Source organism: Pseudomonas sp. Mn2068 (assembly GCF_049319725.1).
Lineage (GTDB): Bacteria > Pseudomonadota > Gammaproteobacteria > Pseudomonadales > Pseudomonadaceae > Aquipseudomonas > Aquipseudomonas gingeri.
This window is the reverse complement of sequence record NZ_JBMOUG010000001.1, coordinates 475,405-496,383: the sequence shown is the minus strand read 5'-3', so window position 1 is coordinate 496,383 and position 20,979 is coordinate 475,405. Positions and strand designations below refer to the sequence as shown.

The following is a 20,979-nucleotide window of genomic DNA, read 5'->3' as shown; positions in this document are numbered from 1 at the left end:
CCTCGGACCTCTCTAGCACGGACTTCGCCATGATCAAACTCGACAAGCCCTCGACGGTTCCCGCCGAATCCTCCTCAAGAACCCCCAGTGTCTTCGACAGCCTGGTCGACAAGGTCAAGAACCTGGCACGCAACGCCGGCGAGGCCCCGGACGAAGGTCCGCAGAAGCACTTCAAAGTCCTCGCCGCCGAGCACAAGCCGGCGCCGGGCAAACCGGCCACGGAAAAGCTCAGTGACGAACAGGCCAAACAGTACACGGACATTACCGCCCTGCCCGAGCCCCTGGATTTCAGCAAACTGAAGATCGTTTCCGAGGACGCCACGGCCGGGGTGATCTACTTCGAACATGAGGGCAACAAGTACAGGATCAGCCAGTCCGCCGCGGCAGAGGCCCAGGGCGGCTACGACATCACCGACAACCTGCGTTTCGGCCATGCCGTCACCGAACGCCCCGGCCAGGGCCCGGACCACGGCACCCAGCTCTACGACTTCCTGCACACCGTCAACGCCGCCCAGGGCACACCGGCCTACAAGGCCATCGCCGAAAGCTTCTCCGATCCCGACAAGCAACTGCTGCGCAAGGACGAGGCCGGGATCGGCTTCGACGCGATCGAAGCGGTGGAGCCCGCTGCCGAGGGCGTCCTGGAGGTCACTCTCAAGGACGGCCGGGTGCAGGTGGTGGCCGAAGGCATCACCCCCGATGCCTTCGAGACCTACACGGCCATCGGCAAGGTCAAGGACACCCTGGCCGAAGGCAAGGCCAAGGGCTACGAGGAAATCAGCAGCCTGCCGGGCGACTTCAAGGGCGACCACTTGAAGGTCGACTCCCAGGACCCCGAGACCGGCGTGATCTTCTTCGAGGATGCCGGGCACAAGTACATGATGAGCGGCGCGGCGAACCCGGCCGACTACAACCTGCTGCACGGCCTGGCCGCCACCGAAGGCACGCCGGCCGGCGACCTGATCAAGGGCGCGCTGGCCGATCCGAACCAGGGGCTGGTGCGTGAAGACGGCGACGCCGCGAAGCTCACCGATATCAAGACAGTGGAAAGTCCGGCGGACGGCGTGCTCAAGGTCACCCTCAACGATGACAAGGTCGTCACCGTCAGCAAGGACATCACCCCCAGCCGCTTTACCCAGTACAGCGAGAAGGGCCAGACCCTGGCGGGTATCGAGAAGGCCAGGGGCGACGGCTACACCCTCGCCGGCCCCGACGACTACCTGCCGTCCACCGAGGACATCATGAGCGTCGGCGGTGCCGGTGATTACGGTCCCGGGCTGATCGCCTTCACCTACCACAAGCCCGGCGCCGACGAGCAGAAGATCGTCGTATCCCAGGAAAGCAACCCGCAGATGTTTGACCAGATCTCGGGCTATCGCGACGATATCGCCGCACAGACCACCGATATCGACAAGTTGCGCACCGACCATGGCCTGCCGCCGCTCAAGGACGTCACCGTCGACGGCCTGGCAACCACCGAGAAAGGCGACGACGGCAACCCGCTGTCGGTGCAGGACCTGACCATGAAGAGCCTGGTGGACGATTACCGGGCCGGCATGAAAGACGGCAGCATCGGCAAGGACGACCCTCGCGCCAAGTTCATCCGTGCGCTGGATGCCAAGAACATGGCCGACAACGGCATGTCGATCATTCCCGAACATGGCTTCGGCAACTTCGGCAATGCCCAGGACGCCATCGGTGTCACCTCGCGCGACGTGCGCGAGAATATTTTCGACGTCAAGGCCATCGACGAACAGATCGCCACCCTGCTCACCGATCAGGGCATCCAGGCCGACCTCAAGTCCCATCACGACGCGGCCCTGGGCAAGGTCGACGGTGGCCAGGCCAAGGTCGACGAAACCCGTCAGAAGCTGATCGACAGCACCTCGTCGGAGAACTTCATCAACTACATCTCCGACCTGCAGAAGGACGGCAAGACGGAACTGGCCGGCGAGGAAATCCGTTCGGCCTACCAGGGCCTGGCGGACACCGATCCGGCCAGGGCCGATCAGTTCCTCAAGGACCTGCAGGTCGACAGTTATACCCTGGAAATCGACAAGCTGATGAAGGACCCCAGCCTGATTTCCGACGAGGCCACGGCACAGGCGACCCGCGACGTCGCGCTGACCACCATCAGCGTGCTCAAGACCACCGGCGTGGATATCCCGCGCAACGGCCTCAACACCTACGAGAAGTTCGTCCAGGAAGTCCTGCTCAAGGACAAGGACTCGGCCCGTGATTTCGGCAAGGCGGCCACCGAGCTGGGGGACATCTGGCAGAAGAACGGCAAGATCACCACCGAGGACATCAGCAAGGTGGTCGACAACTCGCCGATGGATGCGACGAAGAAGTCGGCCTTTCGCGAACACCTGGGCACCCTCAACAGTGCCGGTATCCTCGGCTCCATCGGCGGCACTATCAGCGGCGCCCGCGCAGTCTACCAACTGATCAAGGGCGATACCCTGGGCGCCACGCCGCAACAGCGGCTGGCGATAGCCGGTGACTTCATCGGCTTCCTCGGTACCGGCAGCCATTTCGCCAAGCTCGGCGGCAACATCTACGACAAGCTAACGGGCACCGAAGCCAGCCAGATGCTCGGCCTGGACAAGTCCCTGCCGGATATCTGGAAACCCAAGACCAGCGATGTTCCGGGCATCGACGGCACCACCAGTGCCCTGACCCCGGAACAGAAGGCCGCGGCGGCCGAGAAGCTCAAGGATCACCTCAAGCGCGAGGACATCCAGTCGAAGATCTTCGACACCATCGACAATTCGATGCTCGATGGCGACGCCAAGAATGCCGGCAAGGCGCTGAACAAGGGGGCTGGGCTGTTCAGCGACGACAATATCGACAAGGTCAGGGACGGCATTATCAGCGGCGTGGAGAAGCGCGGCATCAATATCAAGGAGCCGGCACGCTGGCAGCGTATCGCCGGCAGCGCGATCAAGATCATCGGGGCCACGGCGGACGTGGTCGGCAGCGTGCTCGGCATTACCAGCGGGGCCCTGACCATTCGCGACGGCGTGCGCGAGAAGGACGATATCAAGATCGCCCAGGGCGCCCTCGGCGTGGCCGGCGGTGTCAGTGGCCTGGTGGGTTCGATTGCCGGGGTGACCGGTCTGTTCGGCACGGTCGGGCGGGTGATCGGCGGGCTCGGGCCGGCCGGTTTCCTGTTCAGCGGCGCGCTGTCGCTGGTGGGGGTGATCCTCGGTTCGATCAAGGAACACAAGTTGCACAAGCTGTCGATGCAGAACTGGGACCAGATCAAGGACTTCAAGGATGACGGCCTGCTCAAGCCTGGCGGCGACGATGCCTATGTCTGGTTGCAGACCTACCTGTCGGACTGGGGCCAGCGCGATGCGCCGACCAACCAGAGCGTGTTCGATTTCCGTGGGGAAGAATGGGCCCATCACTCGACGATCAAGGACAAGCCCTATCACCCGGACTATATCGGCGATGGCAACAACCGGCGCTCGGAGGACTTCAAGTACTCGACCCGCGACTCGGAGTGGATCGATGACGATCACAAGGTGATCTGGCGGACCACCGACGGCTATGGTACCTATCACGATGTCGACAAGCCGCTGGGGAGCTGATTCAGGTCAGTGATGTGTAGCGAGGCTGATGGCCTCTTCGCTGGCAAGCCAGCTCCCACAGAGGCCGTGTCGAACAGGATTTCTGCGTACGACACACACCTTGTGGGTTTGCAGCAATCATGTGTAGGCGTGATGTGTAGCGAGGCTGATGGCCTCTTCGCTGGCGAGCCAGCTCCTACAGGAGCCGTGTCGAACAGGATTTTTGCGTACGACACACACCTTGTGGGAGCTGGCTTGCCAGCGAAGGCGGCATCAGCCACCCCATCGACCTCTCAGATCAGGCGTGCATTCACCAGCAACAGCGCCACGGCCTGGAAGGTGTTCTCCGGAATCGGCTCGCCGACCACCGAGCGCCGGGCAATCGCTGCGGCCAACTCCACATCCACGGCCTGGGGAATATTCAACAGGCTCGCCTCCTCCAGCATCTGTGCCGCCTCCTCCGGCGCGGCCCGTGCCACCACCACCGGTACCGGCGTCTCGCCGCGGACATAACGCACGCCCACCAGCCAGCCATCGCCGGTGCCGATCATCAATGACGCCTGCCCCAGCCCCAGCTTGCCGGCCATGGCCTGCATTTCCTGGCGCTGGCGCCGCCGCTCGCCCTTGATCAGCGGGTCGCCGTCGACATCCTTGCGCTCGCGCTTGCTTTCGCTCTTGGTCATCTTCATGTCGCGACCGAACAACCAGCGCTGCATCATCACGTCCACCGCGCCCATCACCAGGTAGGTGGCGACCACGGTGAACACCAGCGGCTTGAGCATCAGGTAGAACGTGGCCTCGATACAGCCGGCGCCACAGCGCGAGGAATCCATCAGCGCCTGCAAGGCATGCCGCCCGACCACGTAGAACGCCAGCCCCAGCAGGCCGACCTTGACCAGCGCCTTGAGGAACTCCACCAGGTTGCGCACCGCGAACACCCGCTTGAAACCCTCCGCCGGGTTGATGCGCTTGAAATCCGGCTTCAACGGCTCGACCGAGAAGATAAAGCCGCGCATGGTCACCACGTTGGTCAGCACCACCGCCCCCACCGTCACCGCCACCAGCGGCAGGGTCACCGACAGCCACAGCTGTTGCGCGGTATCGAGCAGGCGCGGCCAGACGGTATTGAACGGTTCGATGTAGACCTGGGTGGTCAGGTCGATCAACGCGGTGACCTGGCCCTGGACCCGGGCAATGGTCGCCGAGATATACAGCGAGGCGCAGAGAATCACCATCGCCGAGACCAGGTCCTGGCTCTTGGCGACCTGGCCTTTCTTGCGCGCGTCCTGGAGTTTCTTGTCCGAGGCCGGTTGCGACTTCTCCTCGCTGGTCTCGCTCATGGCGTCACTCCGCTCAAGGTCTTGAGTACCTCGAAAGCCCCCCGGAACTCCGCCAGTTGATCGAGCATCAGCGGAATCAGGAAGCTGATGTAGATGACCATCAGCACCGAGAACACCAGGTTCTTCACCGACAACGCCAGGTCGAAGATATGCAGGTTCGGCGCCATCCGCGAAAGGAACGCCAGCATCATGTCGGCCACCAGCAGGGAAATCACCAGCGGCGAGATCATCATCACGCCGATCCGCATCACCTGGTCGAGGATCGACAGCACCGCCAGCAGCGCCTGACTGGCGAACAGCGGCGTGAAGGCGGTCACCGGCCACAACTGATAGCTGTGGTAGTAACCGTCGACCATCAGGATAAAGCCGCCGGACATGAAGAACAGGGTGATCATCATCACCGTCAGCAAGGTCGCCATCACGCTGGCCTCGCCCACCGAGAGCGGGTCCACCAACTGGGCCATGGTCGAGCCGCGCTGCAGGTCGATCAGCTCGCCGGCGACCTCGGCGGCCCAGAACGGGATACCGAACAGCAGGCCGATGGTCAGGCCGATCAGCAATTCCTTGAGCATCAGGCCCACCAGGAACAGGCTGCCATGTTCGCCCATGGAGGTCAGGGCCTCGAACGCCGGCAGGAACATCGGGATCGAGATCGCCACGGCGACACAGCCACGGATCATGCCCGTCAGGCCCAGGCGGTTGAACGCCGGGGTGATCAGCACCAGTCCGGTGGCCCGGCATACCGCCAGGGCCGCCGAGGTGATCACCGGGTAAGCGACTTCGACAAAGGCGCTGGCAAGGTTGGCTTCCATGCCGCTCACCGGGTCCAGAGCGGGAAGTTGTCCAGCACCTGGTTGCCCAGCTCCATCACCTGCCCGGCCAGCAACGGCCCGACAAACACGATCACCAGCAACACCGCCACCAGCTTGACCACCTGGGGCAAGGTCTGGTCCTGGATCTGGGTCAGTGCCTGGAACAGCCCGACACTCAGGCCGATGATGATCGCCACCCCGAGTGCCGGTGCCGACAGCAGCAGCACGGTCATCAATGCCTGTTTCATCAGGCCGAGAAATACGTCCTGGCCCATGGGTCAGCTCCCGTAACTGAGGATCAGGCCGTGCATCAGGCGTGACCAACCGCTCAATGCGACGAACAGGAAGATTTTCAGCGGAATCGAGATCAGCGTCGGAGAAACCATCGACATGCCCATGGCCATCAGCACATTGGCCACCAGCAGGTCCACCACCAGGAACGGGATATACAACAGGAAGCCGATCTCGAAGGCGCGGGTCAGCTCGGAGCTGACAAAGGCCGGAATCAGCACCACCAGGTCGTCGTCGCGCAATTGCTCACGGGCCTCCGGCGACCAGATGGTCTCGGTGGCCTGGACGAAGAAACCGCGTTCCTGGACATTGGCGAACCGCGCCAGGTGCGCCTGTAGCGGCGGCCGCAGGGCATCGCCGAGGGCCTTGACGTCCTCGACGTGCTCCAGGTTGATGCTGTGCCCTTCGACCTGGCGGTACATGTCGCCGATCAGCGGCGTGGTGACGTACACCGAGAGAATCAGGGCGATGCCGTACAGCACCAGGTTCGGCGGCGTCTGCTGCACACCGAGGGCGTTGCGGATCAGGAACAGTACCACCGAGATCTTCATGAAGCCGGTCAGGGTCACCACCGCCAGCGGGATCAGCCCGATGGTGGCGACGACCAGGATGATCTCGATCAGATTGGGCTGGTAGCCGGTCATGGCGTGGCAAAACTCAGGACCCGCACGCCCAGGCCGTCGCCGATGCGCACCAGTTGCCCCTGGCCCAGCTTGCGGCCGTTGACCAGCAGTTCGACGCCGTCCTGCAATTGCGGGGTCAGCAACAGCAGGCTGCCGGCACCCAGTTCACGCAACTGCGCCAGCGACACCTCGACGCTGCCGGCCTGGCACACCAGTTTCAGGGGCAGGTCGTCCAGTTGACTGTCCAGGCTGGCATTGCTGTCGACATCACTCATTGCATTCTCCATGTCAGGGGGCACCGGTTGCGGCGCTTCGATCAAACAGAAATGGCTGCCGTCACTGCGGCCACGGGCTTGCAGGCGTTCGGCCAGGGTCAGGCGCAACTGGTCGGCCGGGAGGTAGTCGAGCATCACCACGTCGCCCGGACGCAGGCTGCGCAGGTCACTCAGGCTCAAGGGCGCATGGCCGGCTTCGATACGGCCGTCCAGGCGCAGTTGGGGCAGCGGGTCGGCCTGCTTCGCCAGGTGTTCCTCCAGCAGCGAGGCGACCCAGTGCGCGGAAATCGGGGTCATTTCCAGGACCACCGGAAAAGCCGGGGCAGCGCCCAGGCGAATGCTGACCGTCAGGCTCACGACAAAATTCGGGTGCTGCGGCAAACGCGAGCGCACGGCGACCTGAAGCGTCTTGCGCAGCCGTGCCTCGAGCGGCTCGATCAGCTCCAGCAGGGCCATTTCCGTCAACAGGGTCAGGGCCAGCGGATCGAGGCTGCTGGTCGGGGCCTGGCCCAGCAGATCGCCGAGCAGGCTGTCGAGGGGCTGGGCCGGCACCAGCAGGCGCAGCGGCTCCTGCCCCAGGGTCAGCAACACTTCCCTGCTGCCTTGCAGGGCGCCGCCGGGGCTGGCCCACTCCACCGCCAGCGCCTGGCCGGCCAGCTCACCGACCCAGGGCTGACGCCGCTGATGCAGGCGATTATTGAGCTTGACCAGCACCGGGTCGACCGCTTCCAGGCTGTCGACCAGGGGTTTGACCGGACGGGCCTCGGGCCAGGGTCCGGGCTCCTTGCAAGTCATGAACCGGAGCCCACGGCAGGCCGCGCCAGATCCGACTCTTCACGGGTTTCGCGGGTACCGCGCTCGACCCGTTCGCGACGTTCCACCAGGCTCTGCCAGGCCTCGGACTGACGCTGGCGCATCAGGCGCTCGCGCTGGCAGGCATCGCGCTGCAGTTCTTCGACCTGCAGTTTCTGCGACACCTCTCCGACCTGCTCTTCCAGCACCTCCTGGCCCTCGGCCAGATCCTGCAGGCGGGCCTGGGCGGCCTGCCAGCTGGCCACCGACAGGCCACCTTCGAGCGAGGCATAGATCGCTTCGGCTTCGCGGGCGATGGATTCGCGGTGCTCGCGCAAGCGTTCCCTGGCCTGGTCGCGTTCGCTGCCGGTTTCCCGGACCCGTTGCTGCTGGGCCACCAGGGCGGTGGCGGCGCGTTGTTCACGCAGGACCCGAAGGCTCTGCAGACTCTGCAAGGTTTTGGTTTTCATGACAGTACCTGGTGCAGGCGATGAAGGGTTTCGGCCTGGCTGCTGGGTTCGTGGGGGCCCTGGCGCAGGAAGTCCTCGATGTCCGCGTGCCGGGCAATCGCTTCATCCGCCAGGGGGTCGCTGCCGCTGGCGTATTCGCCGATGCGGATCAACATTTCGATTTCGGCATGACGGGCCATCAGTTCGCGGACCCGCATCGCCAGGCGACGGTGTTCTTCACTCGCCACCTGCTCCATCAGGCGGCTGCGGCTACGCAGTACATCCACCGCCGGGAAGTAGTTGCGTTGCGCCAGCTCGGCACTCAGGACAATGTGGCCGTCGAGGATCGAGCGGGCCTCTTCGGCCACCGGGTCGGTGGCCGCATCGCCTTCGGTGAGCACCGTGTACAGCGCCGTGATGCTGCCGCGCGGCGCCGGTCCGGCGCGCTCGAGCAGGCGCGGCAAGGTGGAAAAGAACGATGGCGGATAGCCCCGGCGGGTCGGCGGTTCGCCCACCGCCAGGCCGATTTCGCGCTGGGCCCGGGCAAAACGGGTCAGGCTGTCCATCAGCAGCAGGACATTGCGCCCCTGGTCACGGTGATACTCGGCCAGGGCCGTGGCGACGAACGCCGCGCGGACCCGTTCGGCCGCCGGCCGGTCGGACGTCGCCACCACCGCCACGGTCCGCGCCCGGGCCTTGGCATCGAGTTGCACGTCGAGCAACTCGCGGACCTCGCGACCGCGTTCGCCGATCAGGCCGATCACGATCACATCGGCCTCGCTGTTGCGAATGATGCTGGCCAGCAGCGAGGACTTGCCTACTCCCGGCTCGCCGAAAATGCCGATGCGCTGGCCCTGGGCCAGGGTCAGCAAACCGTCGATCGAGCGCACGCCAAGGAACATCGGCCGCACGATCAGTTGTCGGGTAAACGGCGCCGGCGGCTCGGCGTGCAACGGGTAGGTCTCGAACAGGCCGCCGGGCAACTCGCCTTCGGCATCGAGGAAGTCGCCCATGGGACTGATGACCCGGCCCAGTTGGCCATCGCCGACCACCACGCCGAGGGATTCGCCGGTGGCGGTGATTTCAGTATGGGTCGACAGGCCTTCCATCGAGCCGATCGGCGACAGGATCGCTTCGTCATCGTCGAAACCGATGACTTCCGCCGCCAGGCTGCGGCCGCTGCCGGGATCGCGCAGTCGACACAGTTCACCGATGCGCACCCCGGCGACACTGGCCCGCAGCAGCACCCCGCGAATACTGCGGATGGTGCCCTTGACCGGTCGTGGACGGGCAGCGGACAGGCGCGATTGCAGGCGCGGCAACAGGTTGTCGAGGGCCACGCCCGGGCTGCTCATGAGCGGACCTCTTCGGCCTGGGGCAACAGGCCCCGGCGCAAGCCGGCCAGTTGCGCGTCAAGGCCCAGTTCCACCGAGCCGACCGGACTGCTCAGGCGCGCCTGATGGGCCGCCAGTTGCTCATCGGCCTCCACGGTCACGCCCGGCGTCGGCAGCGGGTCGGCCGCCAGGGCCTGGCGCACTCCGTCGAGATGGGCGCGCGGCACGTACAGGGTCAGCGCCTGGTCCTGGCGAAAGGCGCCCATGGCCTTGCGGGTACAGCGCAGGATGCGTTCGCCGGCGTCCATTTCGTCCATCACTTCACGGGCAATGTTCAACGCCAGGTCGGCCAATGCGCTTTCCAACCCGTTGAGGTAGGCATCGACCTGTCGGGCGGTGTCCTGAAGCAGGAGCGCCGCCTGTTGCGCCCCTTCCCGCTCGGCGCTGGCGAAGCCTTCGGCCCGGGCTTCGGCCAGCCACTGCTGGCTGTCGTTGCGGATCGCCAGGGCTTCCTCGCGGGCGGCTTCGAGAAAAGCGAAGCCATCGCGCCAGGCATCGGCTTCGCTGGCTCGCAGGATGCGCCCGCCCGGGCGGCTCGGCAGTTCACTCATCGCGGCTCTCCTTGTCTGGGGCTTCTTCGGCGGACAGCAGTGCGGCCGCGCCGCGCACGATTTCGATATCCCGGCTCAGGCGTGCCTGGTCGAACCGCGGGCTGTCCAGGCGCAGGCTCAACCAGCCCTTGAGCGATTCGGGTTGCAGGTGCAGCCAGGCGGCGACGCACGTCTGGCCGTCACGCTCGATGGCTGCCACCAGCTCGGCGGGGTCGCGCAGCAGGTCGGCGGCACCGGCCAGGGCCGGCAGGCTCAGGGCCTGGGCGAACACTTCGGCGCCGAGGCGCTGGTGCAATTCGCCGAGCTCTTCGCCGCGAATTTCCCGGCGCAGGGTCGCGCCATGCCAGATCGCCCCGCAGAGCCTGGTCAGGCGGGAAAACGCCAGGGGACTCAGGAGCAATACCGGCAGGTCCGCAGGGTCGGGCTCCGGCACTTCGGCCCAGGGCGACAATTCGAAACGCTCGCGCAGCAGGCGCAGCAGCCGGCCCTCGAAACGCGAGAGGTTGCGCAGGGCCTCCAGTTGCCCGGCCGGAACCGCACCTGAGAAACACTCGGCCAGGCTGTCAGGACCGATGAAGGTCAGCGGGCGCGCCGTCAATCGCTGCCAGCGTTCGAGCAGATCCGAAGACGAATTCATGGGTTTTCCTTCAGCGGGTACAAGGCGACCGCGCCGCGTTGCTGACGCAGACGCCACAACAGCCCGGCGGCCAGCCCGGCAATCGCCAGCAGCAATCCGCCGAACAGCAGCCAGGCCCAGGCAAGGTTGTCGGCGACGATCCACAGGCCCATGAAACGCGCCAGTGGCGGCTGTCCCTGGCCCTTGCCGGGCACGGCGGCAGCCTTGATCGCGGTTACCGAGACACCGTCATAGCTCAGCCCGGAAATGCCGTTCGCCACCAGGGTCTTGATCTGCGGAATCAGCGGATCGATAGCCACGCCGGGGTCGTAACGCACCAGCACCGAGGCCGATGAAGGTGAAATCACCCGTTTGAGCAGGTCGTTGTCCGGCAGCACCACATGCACCCGGGCCGAAAGAATGCCGTCGATCTGCGACACCGAGTGCGACAGTTCCTCGCTCAGGGCATAGACCATCTGCGCCCGCTCCTGGACCGGCGACGACACCAGGCCGTTGCCCTTGAACACCTCGCCCATGTTGGAGAAGTTCTGCTGCGGCAGGCCGGCGGCATCGAGCAGCGCCATGGCCTGGGCGAAGCGATCCTTGGCCACCACCACGGTGAGGCGGCCGTCATCCTGGACCTTGCGGCTGGCCGGGACGCCGTCGCGCAGCAGCACCGCGACCATCGCGTTGGCCTCGCGCTCGCCGAGATTGCTGTAGAGGTCCATGTCGCAGGCCTGGAGCAGGCAGGCGGTGACCAGGACGATGACGAAGCGCGACATGCGCTGGGCTCTGGACATCGGTTTATTGCCCTCGCAACAGGGTATTGGCGGCGCCGGAGATCTGCGTGGCGCCACGAACCACCATTTGGGTTTCGATGGAGTAGTCGAACATCCGGCTGAGGGAGTGCACGACCTGATCCAGGTGCTGGTCGGTGACCTTTTTCGGCGGTTCGCCGCCGCTGGCCGTACTGCCGCTGGCGGCGCTGGGACTGGCGGCACCGGGGCCGGCCACCGGCGGGTTGCTCGCCGGCGGACCGTTGCCAAGGGCATCGGCCCGTTCGGCAAAGGTCCGCGAGCGGTCGATGAAACCGTTCAGGCGCTCCATCAGGTTGCTGCCGATCTGGTGCGGGCTCGCCCCTTCGGGCATGCCGCTCCTGGCGCTGTTGGCCATATGCTCGAACAGGTTCTGCGAAGCCTCGAGGCCACCCTGCCCTCCGGCAGGCGGCGCCGCCGCTGTCGCTGTTGTCGCCGCTAGACTCACTGTCATGGTGTCACCTCAGGTGGGTTGGAAGCCGGAGCCTGGATCATTCGTCGCCGTCGTCGTCCGCCATGGCGTCGTTGAGCAGCTCGTTGAGGCGCGGCATGATGATGAATTGCCCGCCGATCTGGATGGCGCCCTGGACCATGAAGTCGGTGATCTTCTGGTCGTCGCTGCTGCTGTCGGCGGCCTTGTCGACCGCCGCGTCGAACTTGCTCTTGGCATCGACTGGAGGGGTGCCGCCGCCTTCGATTGGATTGACTGCCATGGTGTATCTCCTTCAAGTGGGATTGCCTGGGGGTTCAAGGATTGCAGGGTCACTCGGTGCTGACCGTGTTGCCACGAAAGACCCGCACGCCTCGCTCCCGGGCCACCACGGGCACGGCGGCGGGACGCTGCAGGTCAAGGTGTTGCTGGATCAGGGCGAGATAGGCCGGGGGGCCGGAGACGAACAGTTCGTCGTCCACCGGCCCGGGGTGCGTCGACAGGTGTTCGCCGAACACATCGAGATCGTCCAGGTAGGCCTGCAGTTGCTCGCGGCCCACGCCACGGGTCTTGAACAGGCGGGTGGCGGTTTCTTCGTCGGTGCTGATAGAGAGCACGTTGCCGTCGAAGAACCAGGTCAGGCCGTTGGCGTCGGTGACCAGGTCGAGAAACTCGCCGGCGGTCCTGGCCCGCACATGGTTGCGGGCCTTGCCGCGAACCTTGTCGGACATCACCACCACAAGGTCGAGGTTGTGCCCGAACTCTTCCAGCGCGCCGCGTACGTCCTGCTCGATCAAGACATAGGCATAGGGCCGGGCGTACCAGGCCGGCTCGTCCGCTGCCCGGGCAAGCCCGCAGGACAAGCTGCCCAGCAGCACCAGCACGGTCATCAGGAACCGTAGCGAATCAGTCATGGCACGGACTCCCGAAGACGTTTTCCGGCAGCCTGGACATAAAGCAGCCGGGCCGCATTTCAGGGTCGATAAAATGACTTTCGGGTGTCACACTCGCTGTCCAAGCTGTCATGTGTTCCCCCTTGCCTGAGGAGTTCCAGTCTTGCCCAAGCCCTTCCCGTCCGCCCTGTTGCTGTTGAGCAGTCTGTTGCTGGTGTCCTGTGCCGGCGCCCCCGACGGCGCGAGCGGCAGCGACAGCTACCAGCGGTTCATGCGCCTGGCCAACGACGTCAACGGGCGCGGCGATCCGGGCACGGCGGCGGCGCTGTATGAAAAGGCCGCGGCGCAACCGGGGGCCGGTATCGAGGCCTGGCAGAAGCTCGGTCAGGCGCGCCTCGACAGCGGCGACGCCCGGGGTGCCGAACGCGCGTTCCAGCAGGGCCTGGAGCTCAAGCGTGACGACCCCACGGCGCTGCTGGGCCTGGGGACTGCGCAACTGCGCGAAGGCAAGCTCGACCGCGCAGCGGTTTCCCTGACTCAGGCGGCGAGCGCGCTGAACACTCCGCAGGCCTACAACCGGCTGGGTATCGCCCAGGTACTGCGCGGCCAGACCGGCGACGCCCAGGCGGCTTTCAGCAAGAGCCTGGGCCTGGCCCCCACCGATCTGGATACCCAGTGCAACCTGGCCCTGGCCTATGCCCTGGGTGGCAAGGCCGATCAGGCCCTGGGCAGTATTCGTCAGGTCAGCCAGTCGCCCCGGGCGCAGCCCCGGCACCAGCGCAACGAACTGCTGATCCTGGTACTGGCCGGGCATGAGGCGCAGTTGAGCACGCTGGCGCTGGACGATATCGCGCCGGCCGAGCAGCAACGGCTGCTGGTCGAAGCCCGACGCATCAAGGCCATCGCCGATCCAGCCGCCCAGGCGCGGGAACTGGGGTTGGTGGACAGTCACTGATCCGTCCCCCTGGGTTACGCTCTTGCTCATCGAGCGGCCCCCGTGCTGGTCTGGGCTTCCTGCGCCGCTTCGCGGCGTTCCTGCTTCTGCCGGTCCTGTCCGTCGATATAGATCCGTGCCGCCCGGCCTACCGGCGCGGCCATGGTCGGGCCGGTGTCGCGGCCCTGGACCAGATCCTGGCGCTGCTCGACCATCTGCAACAGGTTCAGGTTATTGGCGCAGCCCAGGGGCAAGGTCGAGCTCAGGTCCGGCTCGTCGCCCACCACTTCGCGATTGGTCAGTGGCGGTTTCTGGCACTCCACCGGGATCAGTCCGGCGCGCCCGCCGGCATCGCGGGCACTGAGGTAATCCGGGGAATAGGCCACCGGTTCGAGATGGGTCTTGCAGGCGCTCAGCAGCACCAGTGATGCCAGGGCGGAAATCAACGACAGGCTTTTCATGGTCTCGGCTCCCGGATCAGTTCATGTAGAAGCCGAACGCGCCACCGCTGCGCGGTCCGGCGGAGGCCGTGGTGGTATTGCCCGGCATGCCGTCCAGGGGCGTCGCCAAAGTGCGGCCGCGCACCGGTTCCACCAGATACGGGGTGATCAGGATCACCAGTTCGGTTTCGTTGCGCTGGAAACGCTTGGAACGGAACAGGTTGCCCAGCACTGGCAGCTCGCCAAGCATCGGCAGCTTGTCGACGTTCTGGCTTGTCTCGCGCTGGAACAGACCGGCGATGGCGAAGGTCTGGCCGCTGCCGACCTCGACCCGGGTATCGGCACGGCGAACCCGGAAGGACGGCACCTGGATCCCGGAAATGGTGACCGGGTTGCTGTCCATCAGGCTGCTGACCTCGGGACGTACCTGCAGGGCGATCCGGCCGTTGGGCAGCAGCGTCGGGTTGAACTGCAGCGACACGCCGAACGATTTGTATTCGATCCCCACCAGGTCGCGGCTGACCGGCACCGGCACCGGTACTTCGCCACCGGCGAGGAAGCTGGCGGTCTGGCCGGTCATGGCGGTGATATTCGGTTCGGCGAGGATTTCCAGGATGCCGTTGCTTTGCAGGGCTTCGAGCATCGCGTCGATGTTCACGTTGCCGGAGTTCAGGCCGGCGCTGATCACATTGCTCGAACCGGCTACCGCATTGGCCGCCAGCGAACCGCCGGTAATCAGGCCGAAGGAAAAGGTGCCGTTGTTGAACAGCGCATTCCAGTTGACCCCGTAGCTCAGCAGTTCGGAGCGCGAGACCTCGGCGAAACGCACGCGGATGTTGACCTGGGCCGAGCCCGGATAGGTGGCGCCGTTGACGCTGCTCTGGAAACTCTGCCCGTGGGGATCGAGCAAGGCGTTCAGGTCGGCGGCCTCGGCAACGCTGCCGACACTGCCCTGGGCCAGCATCCGGTTGCCGCTGCCGCTGATCCGCGCGCTACTGGCGGGGTGCAGCTCGCGCAAGGGTTGCGCGACGGCCTGGCTGCCGGCGCTGATCGCCAGGTTCAGCGACGCCAGTTCCTTGCCGGCGCCGTCCAGGGTGATCAGGCTGGTCTGGCCGATGGCCTTGCCGAATACGTAGATCTGCCCGGGCGACACCACCTGTACGTCGGCCACCGCCGGGTCGGCGACCATCACCGAATCCACCGGCGCGCTGAAATGCAGGATGCGCCCTTCCCCGGCCGCCAGGTCGAGGTTGCCACGGCTGCCCGTGGCGATGTCCTGTGCCGCTTGCAGGCCGGGGGCAAGCAGGATCAGAAGGAGAAACCAGAGCTGGGGGAATCGTCTCATGAAGCGTTCGCCAAAGAAGTGACCGAGGCGCCGGCGGTGGTCCGGCGATAAGCGGCATCGGGCAGACCGAGGGTGACCAGGGCCTGCAGGTTGTATTCGGTGGTCAGTTCGCGGAACGACAGCACCGGCAGTTCGACTTCCGCCCGCTGAACCAGGCGGCGCATGCCCCGGCGCAGGTCGGCGTGGACCAGCAACACCGTGCGGTTGTTGGCCGGGAGCTTGTCGCAGGCCTGGCGCAGCTGGCTGATCAGCGCACGATTGACCTCTTCCGGCACCAGTTCCCGCGCCGGCTCCGGCCGTCGCAGGGCGGCGCGCAGCTGTTCTTCCAGCTGCGGCGAGAGGACAAAGGCACTGATGACCCGGTTGCGGTCGGCGTACTGGTGACAGATCTGCCGGGCCAGGGCCGCGCGCATGTGCTCGCCCAGCCGGGCGGCGTCGTTTTCACGGGCGCCCCACTCCACCATGGCTTCCATCAGCGCCCGCTGGTTGCGGATCGAGACACCTTCGGCGACCACGTGGCGCAGGGTTTCGGCCATGCGCTGTAACGGCACCACGCGCAAGGCCTCCTTGACCAGTTCGCCGTAGCCGGATTCCAGGCGCCCGAGCAGTTGGCGGGTTTCCTGGATGCCGAGGAAATCCCCGGCATAACGCCGCAGGCTGCGTTCGAGTACCGCGCGCAGGATTTCGTCGGGAAACAGGAAAGCGCTGCCGGAGCTGCGCAGGCTCTCTTCGTGGCTCGCTTCGACCCACTGCGCCGGACGCTGGGACAGCGGCGAATCGGCTTCCAGGCCGGGAATTTCCAGGAGGTTCAGGTGGACCGAATCGTCCTGTAGCAGCAAGCGCCCGGCGGGAATCGCGCCCTCGCTGACCGGGACGCCTTCGAATTCGATGCGGAAGTGCTCGGCGCCCAAGGCTCTGTCGACATACACCCCGGGGAGCGGGATCTCCACACCCAGGTCGGCGCGAATCTCATGGCACAGGGCTTCGATCTTCTGGCGCAACGAATGCAGCGACGAGACTTCGGCCAGGGCCGATCCCAGCACCAGCAGGACGCGGCTGTCGGGCACCCGTTCAGACACGGGCTCCAGTGACGTTTCGACGTGTTCCTCGCTGACGGTTTCGACCGGTTCCTCGACCGGCTGGGCAGCTCCCGCGCGTTCACGGCGATGCAGGCCGAAGACCACGCCGCCGATGATCAGCGCCAGGCCGATAAAGATCGCCGAGGGGAAGCCCGGCAACAGGCTGACCCCGGCCAGGATCAACGCGGTCAGGATCAGCGCCCGCTGGCTGGCGCCCAGTTGCCGGAGAATCTCGGTGCCGAGGTCGCCCTGTACGCCATCGCTGTTGACCCGGGTCACCACGGTGCCGGCGGCTACAGAGATCAACAGCGCCGGGATCTGCGCGATCAGGCCGTCGCCCACGGTCAGCAAGGAATAGGTGTGCACGGCGCTGGCGAAGCTCATACCGCGTTCGAGCATGCCGATGAGCATCCCGCCCAGCAGGTTGACCAGGAGGATCACCAGGCCGGCAATGGCATCGCCCTTGACGAATTTCATCGCGCCGTCCATCGCGCCGAACATCTGGCTTTCCCGCTCCAGGCGCGAGCGCCGGCGGCGTGCCTCGGCCTGGTCGATATCGCCGTTGCGCAGGTCGTTGTCGATGCTCATCTGCTTGCCGGGCATCGCGTCCAGGGTAAAACGCGCCGCCACCTCGGCCACCCGTTCGGCACCCTTGGTGATGACGACAAACTGCGCCACGGTGATGATCAGGAACACCACCAGGCCGACCACCACTTGCCCGGCGATCACGAAGTCGCCGAAAGCCTTGACGATATGCCCGGCGTTGCCGTCCAGCAGGATCAGGCGCGTGGTGGTGATCGACAGCGACAGGCGGAACAGCGTGCTGAGCAGGATCAGCGGCGGCAACGCGGAAAATTCCACCGAATGGGAAATGTAGAACGCGACGATCAGGATCAGGATGCTCAGGGCGATGTTCAGCGCGATCAGCATGTCCACCATGTAAGTGGGCAGCGGGATGATCATCATCACAATGGCCATCAGCATGAACGCGACAATGATCACGTCGCTGCGCTGGGAAGCGCGCCGGGCCAGGTTGTTGAGTTGCTGGCTGAAGTTCATTGTTCGGCCCTCCGCGCCGCCAGGTAACGTTTGAAACACAGGCGCGCATCGTCTTCGTTGCCGACCACCCAGAGCGCCCGGCTGCGCAGCAGCAATTCGCCGCGGGACTCGCCTTCGAGGTCGCGCAGACGGTCCAGCGCTGCCAGGGCCCGCACGCCATCGCCGCTGTCGGTGAAGGCCATGGCCAGATTGCGCAGCAATTCGCTGTCACCCGGTGTGACCTGCACCGCGATCAGCAGCATCACCAGGGCACGCTGGGTCTGGCCGTTGCGCCGGTACAACTCGCCCATGCTCTTGAGCAGCGCGGCCAGGTCTTCGTCTTCACGGCTCATGACACCTGTACCTCGGCGCGCTGTTGTTCGAGTTGCTGGCGGGTTTCGATTTCCTCGCGGATAAAGTCCTCGGCCATCTCCCGCACCTGCGGTTCGAAATCCAGGGCCGGGAGAATCTGTTCGAGCACCCGCTCGAGAATTTCCAGCGAGCGACCGTTGCCGAACAGCTCGGGGCTGACGCTCGACGCCGCGTCCGCTTCGCTAGCCTGCCCGCGCAGGGCCTGGCGGGCACGCACCTCGCGCTTGCGCAGGACCGCTTCGAAGCTCGCCGCCTGCCGCTGGCTGACCGCGTTGACGCTCTGGATCGGGGCGGTTTTGTCGGTCAGTGGCACTGACGGACGATCGACAACTCTCATCGTTCACGCTTCCTTCGGGTGGCGCAGGTCATAAGGTGAAGGTGAAGCGTTCTTCGCCACGGGCGAGGACAACCTCGTTGTTTTCAATCCGCTCGATCACCCAGTTGTCCGCCAGCGCCGCACCGGGATAGAGGCGTTTTCCGGAATCGTTGACCACATAGGGATTGGCGCCGAACCAGACGGCCTGGAAACGCACCCGCGGTGTCGCCACGCTGTCGCGCACGCTGACGTTCTGGTGCAGGACGAAGGTACGGCCATAACGGCTGTCGAAGCCCTTCTGCAGTGCGATCCATTGCGCTTTCTGCGAAGCGTCGTACGATCCCTGGACCAGCAACTGCTCATCCTTGAGCTGCACGGTGATACCGTTCAGGCGGGCTGCGCGCAGGCCGTTGTCGAGATAACCCCTGGCCTCGGCCAGGGTCGCCGTGGGCTGGCCGGCGGCGAGAGCCACGGGATCGACCACGCTGATCGAATCGACAACGGGTTGCGGCTCGTTGCGCAGGGCAAAGGCCGTGGTGGCGCACGCCGCCAGGAAGCCCAGGGCGGCCCAGCGCCAGCCGCTGCCCCCGCCCCTGCCCCAGCCCCTGGTCGCCGCGCCGGCAATCGGTGCGCGTGCAGTCGGCGCCGGCAGGGGCTCGCCATCGACGGCCAGCCGCAACTCGACGGTTTCAAGGAAGATTCGCAGCGGCAGCCGCGTACGGTGGCCATTTCCGCGGGGGACCGTCACGCTGCGGGCGCTATCGCCGATGACCTTTATGTCACCGCCCAGAGCCTCGATGGCGACATGGACCCCGTCGAAACGCAGGCGCAGATGCTCGGCGGCAATTCCCGGGTCGCGCAGGATCAGGTCGGCCGGCACGGCGCAGCCGATCAGGTAGGTCGGTGCTTCCAGGACCAGCGATACCCCCTGATGCACCCCTTGGGTGATGCTCAGAAGCGGCAAACCGCTGGCAGCGCTCGAAGGTCGGGATATCAGGGCTGTCATGACTGGACTTACCACCATCAACTCCGCCAACCGCAGCGGGCCATGTAGCGAATGCACCGATCAGGAACAGTGAACCGTCTGCGGTCGACCTGGGGTCGGCGCCGTGGACCATTCACATGAGATAAGGTGTAAGTTAAGTACTGTTGTGACTGTTGCTTTGAACAGGCGAGCGGCGCCGGGCGCCGCTCGCGAGCCAACTCAGTTGGACGGACGCTGTTTGGTAGCGTCGAGCTCTGCTTTTTTGGCAGTGGACAATTCAGTGATCTTTGCAGACTTCTCGATTGCCATATCGAAAGTTGCTTGCATCTTGGCGATTGCTGCGTCTGCGTTGCCGGAGCTTACTGGTGGGACGTCGCTCATTTGATATCTCCTAGTCTCGATCAGAAGTTCTTCAGCTGCACGATTGCAAACTGAAAGCTATGCAAACTGCCGGTAATCACGAACGAGGATGGCCTTCTCCTGAACCTGGCACCGTTGGTCTGCATGCGTTGCATACTACTCAGGTGAAATTGCCAGCGGCTGTGAAAGCTTGTGAAAACTTGTGGGAAGCCAATACTTCACAGACAACTAGTGACAGCGCACAAGTGCATATCCCGATATGCAACCGGCGAGACTACTCATTATCGGAAATAATCATTCGAGGCAGGACTGATTTGCAGCGGAGGGAATAAACCGGAAAACACCGGTTGAAAAAGACTTGTTTGATGTCAATCCACACATTCCGGTTTTTGTGACACAGCCAACAAAGCTGTTGGCTGTGTCATCGGTTTTGCCGGAAAGTGGTTAGTTACTTGATCGCCAACTTTGCATTCGCCTGGTTATTGCCCTGGCGAATCTCGTGCTGGGTTTCCAGCACCCGCTCCAGGGCACCGGCGGCCTTGTGATCCTGCATCGGCGCATGAATTGCGGCCGACACCAGACTGATCAGCTTGGCCATGACTTCGGCATCGGTCGCCGGCCTGCCGAGGCTCATCGCCTGCATCAGGAAACGCAACTCGGTCCCGGCGATCACCCCGGAGATGGCCTTGAGGGCAAATTGCAGGCGCACCCCCACTTCATTGCGCGGCATATCCGGCAAGGCCAGGGCGAAGGCATTGAAGAAGCGCTCGAACACCGGCTGGTAATGTTCCTTCAGGTATTCCTGGATAAACGGCGACGTGTCGCTGTAGACCCGCCCGAGAAAACGCACGAAGGACCGGCCTTCCTCGCCGGAACCGGCACGCTCCAGGCCCATGGCCGGGGCGAACAGCACGCCGAGCAGGGTTTCGCAGTCCAGCGGGCCGTCGCTCTGCTCCTCGCATTTGGCGAGCAGTTCCAGGCGCTGTTCGTTGAGGGGACCCAGGCGTTGCATCAGCAGTGCGGTCATCAGGGAGTCCTTGTCCCCGAAGTGGTAGTTCACGGCGGCCAGGTTGACCTGGGCTCGTTCGGTGATCTGGCGCAAGAGCACGGCGTCATAGCCGTACTTGGTAAACAGTGCCTCCGTGGCATCCAGCAAGCGAGTCTTGGTGACATTGGGAGCGCTGAGTTTCTTTGCGACCATAAGTGAGGAGCCTTTGCGAGAAGAAATCTGACCGAACGAACAGCGTTTTAAAA

At 64.9% G+C, this 20,979-nt stretch carries 23 protein-coding genes; 2 read left to right on the top strand and 21 right to left on the bottom strand.

Annotated features, from left to right (window positions below):
- Positions 1-29 precede the first annotated feature (29 nt).
- Complete coding sequence (locus ACL9RJ_RS02245) at positions 30-3,596, top strand: hypothetical protein (RefSeq protein ID WP_422764819.1); 3,567 nt, start codon at positions 30-32, stop codon at positions 3,594-3,596.
- 272 nt (positions 3,597-3,868) lie between these two features.
- Here the strand turns inward: ACL9RJ_RS02245 and ACL9RJ_RS02240 are convergent, their stop codons facing one another.
- From ACL9RJ_RS02240 to ACL9RJ_RS02180, 13 genes are read right to left on the bottom strand one after another with little or no spacing between them, the layout of a single operon-like run.
- Positions 3,869-4,915: an EscU/YscU/HrcU family type III secretion system export apparatus switch protein gene (locus tag ACL9RJ_RS02240; protein WP_017128404.1), complete on the bottom strand. Its 1,047-nt coding sequence runs from the start codon at positions 4,913-4,915 to the stop codon at positions 3,869-3,871.
- Positions 4,912-5,727 (bottom strand): type III secretion system export apparatus subunit SctT, encoded by an 816-nt coding sequence (sctT, locus tag ACL9RJ_RS02235; protein ID WP_017128405.1) that lies wholly within the window; start codon positions 5,725-5,727, stop codon positions 4,912-4,914. The genes ACL9RJ_RS02240 and sctT overlap by 4 nt, the downstream gene beginning before the upstream one ends.
- Positions 5,728-5,732: 5 nt before the next feature.
- A complete protein-coding gene (gene sctS / locus ACL9RJ_RS02230) occupies positions 5,733-6,002 on the bottom strand; it encodes a type III secretion system export apparatus subunit SctS (protein WP_017128406.1) in 270 nt (89 codons plus the stop codon).
- A 3-nt stretch (positions 6,003-6,005) separates the two neighbouring features.
- Complete coding sequence (sctR, locus tag ACL9RJ_RS02225; protein WP_017128407.1) at positions 6,006-6,662, bottom strand: type III secretion system export apparatus subunit SctR; 657 nt, start codon at positions 6,660-6,662, stop codon at positions 6,006-6,008.
- Complete coding sequence (sctQ, locus tag ACL9RJ_RS02220) at positions 6,659-7,711, bottom strand: type III secretion system cytoplasmic ring protein SctQ (protein WP_017128408.1); 1,053 nt, start codon at positions 7,709-7,711, stop codon at positions 6,659-6,661. The genes sctR and sctQ overlap by 4 nt, the downstream gene beginning before the upstream one ends.
- Positions 7,708-8,178, bottom strand: coding sequence for a type III secretion system stalk subunit SctO (gene sctO / locus ACL9RJ_RS02215; protein ID WP_422764818.1), 471 nt, complete (start codon positions 8,176-8,178; stop codon positions 7,708-7,710). The genes sctQ and sctO overlap by 4 nt, the downstream gene beginning before the upstream one ends.
- Positions 8,175-9,512, bottom strand: a complete 1,338-nt coding sequence (locus tag ACL9RJ_RS02210) for a FliI/YscN family ATPase (RefSeq protein WP_177119508.1) — start codon at positions 9,510-9,512, stop codon at positions 8,175-8,177. Before ACL9RJ_RS02210 ends, sctO begins: the two co-directional genes overlap by 4 nt.
- Positions 9,509-10,102 carry a FliH/SctL family protein gene (locus ACL9RJ_RS02205; RefSeq protein WP_017128410.1) on the bottom strand — a complete coding sequence of 198 codons (594 nt, stop codon included), beginning with the start codon at positions 10,100-10,102 and terminating at the stop codon, positions 9,509-9,511. The genes ACL9RJ_RS02210 and ACL9RJ_RS02205 overlap by 4 nt, the downstream gene beginning before the upstream one ends.
- Positions 10,095-10,739, bottom strand: a complete 645-nt coding sequence (locus ACL9RJ_RS02200; protein WP_422764817.1) for a type III secretion protein — start codon at positions 10,737-10,739, stop codon at positions 10,095-10,097. The genes ACL9RJ_RS02205 and ACL9RJ_RS02200 overlap by 8 nt, the downstream gene beginning before the upstream one ends.
- A complete protein-coding gene (gene sctJ / locus ACL9RJ_RS02195) occupies positions 10,736-11,518 on the bottom strand; it encodes a type III secretion system inner membrane ring lipoprotein SctJ (RefSeq protein ID WP_042936424.1) in 783 nt (260 codons plus the stop codon). The genes ACL9RJ_RS02200 and sctJ overlap by 4 nt, the downstream gene beginning before the upstream one ends.
- 4 nt (positions 11,519-11,522) lie before the next feature.
- On the bottom strand, positions 11,523-11,987 hold the full coding sequence (locus tag ACL9RJ_RS02190) for a hypothetical protein (RefSeq protein ID WP_103032918.1): 465 nt from the start codon (positions 11,985-11,987) through the stop codon (positions 11,523-11,525).
- Positions 11,988-12,024: 37 nt separating this feature from the next.
- The gene (locus ACL9RJ_RS02185) at positions 12,025-12,246 is read right to left on the bottom strand and encodes a hypothetical protein (RefSeq protein WP_017128413.1); all 222 of its coding nucleotides are present in this window, start codon (positions 12,244-12,246) and stop codon (positions 12,025-12,027) included.
- A 49-nt stretch (positions 12,247-12,295) separates the two neighbouring features.
- Positions 12,296-12,877, bottom strand: coding sequence for a hypothetical protein (locus ACL9RJ_RS02180; RefSeq protein ID WP_017128414.1), 582 nt, complete (start codon positions 12,875-12,877; stop codon positions 12,296-12,298).
- A 142-nt stretch (positions 12,878-13,019) separates the two neighbouring features.
- On the opposite strand from ACL9RJ_RS02180, the gene ACL9RJ_RS02175 reads away from it, so the two are divergent.
- Positions 13,020-13,811, top strand: a complete 792-nt coding sequence (locus tag ACL9RJ_RS02175; RefSeq protein ID WP_103032917.1) for a tetratricopeptide repeat protein — start codon at positions 13,020-13,022, stop codon at positions 13,809-13,811.
- 26 nt (positions 13,812-13,837) lie between these two features.
- Here ACL9RJ_RS02175 and ACL9RJ_RS02170 read toward each other — a convergent pair whose 3' ends face one another.
- From ACL9RJ_RS02170 to ACL9RJ_RS02135, 8 genes are all read right to left on the bottom strand, one after another.
- A complete protein-coding gene (locus tag ACL9RJ_RS02170) occupies positions 13,838-14,251 on the bottom strand; it encodes a hypothetical protein (protein WP_017128415.1) in 414 nt (137 codons plus the stop codon).
- Positions 14,252-14,267: 16 nt separating this feature from the next.
- Positions 14,268-15,575 (bottom strand): type II and III secretion system protein family protein, encoded by a 1,308-nt coding sequence (locus tag ACL9RJ_RS02165; RefSeq protein WP_103032895.1) that lies wholly within the window; start codon positions 15,573-15,575, stop codon positions 14,268-14,270.
- The gene (gene sctV, locus ACL9RJ_RS02160; protein WP_422764816.1) at positions 15,572-17,713 is read right to left on the bottom strand and encodes a type III secretion system export apparatus subunit SctV; all 2,142 of its coding nucleotides are present in this window, start codon (positions 17,711-17,713) and stop codon (positions 15,572-15,574) included. Before sctV ends, ACL9RJ_RS02165 begins: the two co-directional genes overlap by 4 nt.
- Positions 17,710-18,045, bottom strand: coding sequence for a tetratricopeptide repeat protein (locus ACL9RJ_RS02155; protein ID WP_017128417.1), 336 nt, complete (start codon positions 18,043-18,045; stop codon positions 17,710-17,712). The genes sctV and ACL9RJ_RS02155 overlap by 4 nt, the downstream gene beginning before the upstream one ends.
- Positions 18,042-18,401 (bottom strand): hypothetical protein, encoded by a 360-nt coding sequence (locus tag ACL9RJ_RS02150; RefSeq protein ID WP_177109728.1) that lies wholly within the window; start codon positions 18,399-18,401, stop codon positions 18,042-18,044. Before ACL9RJ_RS02150 ends, ACL9RJ_RS02155 begins: the two co-directional genes overlap by 4 nt.
- Before the next feature lie 28 nt (positions 18,402-18,429).
- Positions 18,430-19,386: a SctD/MshK family protein gene (locus ACL9RJ_RS02145; RefSeq protein WP_422764815.1), complete on the bottom strand. Its 957-nt coding sequence runs from the start codon at positions 19,384-19,386 to the stop codon at positions 18,430-18,432.
- Positions 19,387-19,584: 198 nt separating this feature from the next.
- Entirely contained in the window at positions 19,585-19,746 is a 162-nt protein-coding gene (locus tag ACL9RJ_RS02140; protein WP_017128419.1) for a hypothetical protein, read from the bottom strand.
- Positions 19,747-20,173: 427 nt separating this feature from the next.
- On the bottom strand, positions 20,174-20,926 hold the full coding sequence (locus ACL9RJ_RS02135; protein WP_177109245.1) for a TetR/AcrR family transcriptional regulator: 753 nt from the start codon (positions 20,924-20,926) through the stop codon (positions 20,174-20,176).
- Between the last annotated feature and the right edge of the window lie 53 nt (positions 20,927-20,979).

What these genes read in the sequence shown, in the direction of transcription:
- ACL9RJ_RS02245 (WP_422764819.1), top strand. Translation starts at nt 30, where the DNA reads ATGATCAAACTCGACAAGCCCTCGACGGTTCCCGCCGAATCCTCCTCA.
- ACL9RJ_RS02240 (WP_017128404.1), bottom strand. Translation starts at nt 4,915, where the DNA reads ATGAGCGAGACCAGCGAGGAGAAGTCGCAACCGGCCTCGGACAAGAAA.
- sctT (WP_017128405.1), bottom strand. Translation starts at nt 5,727, where the DNA reads ATGGAAGCCAACCTTGCCAGCGCCTTTGTCGAAGTCGCTTACCCGGTG.
- sctS (WP_017128406.1), bottom strand. Translation starts at nt 6,002, where the DNA reads ATGGGCCAGGACGTATTTCTCGGCCTGATGAAACAGGCATTGATGACC.
- sctR (WP_017128407.1), bottom strand. Translation starts at nt 6,662, where the DNA reads ATGACCGGCTACCAGCCCAATCTGATCGAGATCATCCTGGTCGTCGCC.
- sctQ (WP_017128408.1), bottom strand. Translation starts at nt 7,711, where the DNA reads ATGACTTGCAAGGAGCCCGGACCCTGGCCCGAGGCCCGTCCGGTCAAA.
- sctO (WP_422764818.1), bottom strand. Translation starts at nt 8,178, where the DNA reads ATGAAAACCAAAACCTTGCAGAGTCTGCAGAGCCTTCGGGTCCTGCGT.
- ACL9RJ_RS02210 (WP_177119508.1), bottom strand. Translation starts at nt 9,512, where the DNA reads ATGAGCAGCCCGGGCGTGGCCCTCGACAACCTGTTGCCGCGCCTGCAA.
- ACL9RJ_RS02205 (WP_017128410.1), bottom strand. Translation starts at nt 10,102, where the DNA reads ATGAGTGAACTGCCGAGCCGCCCGGGCGGGCGCATCCTGCGAGCCAGC.
- ACL9RJ_RS02200 (WP_422764817.1), bottom strand. Translation starts at nt 10,739, where the DNA reads ATGAATTCGTCTTCGGATCTGCTCGAACGCTGGCAGCGATTGACGGCG.
- sctJ (WP_042936424.1), bottom strand. Translation starts at nt 11,518, where the DNA reads ATGTCCAGAGCCCAGCGCATGTCGCGCTTCGTCATCGTCCTGGTCACC.
- ACL9RJ_RS02190 (WP_103032918.1), bottom strand. Translation starts at nt 11,987, where the DNA reads ATGACAGTGAGTCTAGCGGCGACAACAGCGACAGCGGCGGCGCCGCCT.
- ACL9RJ_RS02185 (WP_017128413.1), bottom strand. Translation starts at nt 12,246, where the DNA reads ATGGCAGTCAATCCAATCGAAGGCGGCGGCACCCCTCCAGTCGATGCC.
- ACL9RJ_RS02180 (WP_017128414.1), bottom strand. Translation starts at nt 12,877, where the DNA reads ATGACTGATTCGCTACGGTTCCTGATGACCGTGCTGGTGCTGCTGGGC.
- ACL9RJ_RS02170 (WP_017128415.1), bottom strand. Translation starts at nt 14,251, where the DNA reads ATGAAAAGCCTGTCGTTGATTTCCGCCCTGGCATCACTGGTGCTGCTG.
- ACL9RJ_RS02165 (WP_103032895.1), bottom strand. Translation starts at nt 15,575, where the DNA reads ATGAGACGATTCCCCCAGCTCTGGTTTCTCCTTCTGATCCTGCTTGCC.
- sctV (WP_422764816.1), bottom strand. Translation starts at nt 17,713, where the DNA reads ATGAACTTCAGCCAGCAACTCAACAACCTGGCCCGGCGCGCTTCCCAG.
- ACL9RJ_RS02155 (WP_017128417.1), bottom strand. Translation starts at nt 18,045, where the DNA reads ATGAGCCGTGAAGACGAAGACCTGGCCGCGCTGCTCAAGAGCATGGGC.
- ACL9RJ_RS02150 (WP_177109728.1), bottom strand. Translation starts at nt 18,401, where the DNA reads ATGAGAGTTGTCGATCGTCCGTCAGTGCCACTGACCGACAAAACCGCC.
- ACL9RJ_RS02145 (WP_422764815.1), bottom strand. Translation starts at nt 19,386, where the DNA reads ATGACAGCCCTGATATCCCGACCTTCGAGCGCTGCCAGCGGTTTGCCG.
- ACL9RJ_RS02140 (WP_017128419.1), bottom strand. Translation starts at nt 19,746, where the DNA reads ATGAGCGACGTCCCACCAGTAAGCTCCGGCAACGCAGACGCAGCAATC.
- ACL9RJ_RS02135 (WP_177109245.1), bottom strand. Translation starts at nt 20,926, where the DNA reads ATGGTCGCAAAGAAACTCAGCGCTCCCAATGTCACCAAGACTCGCTTG.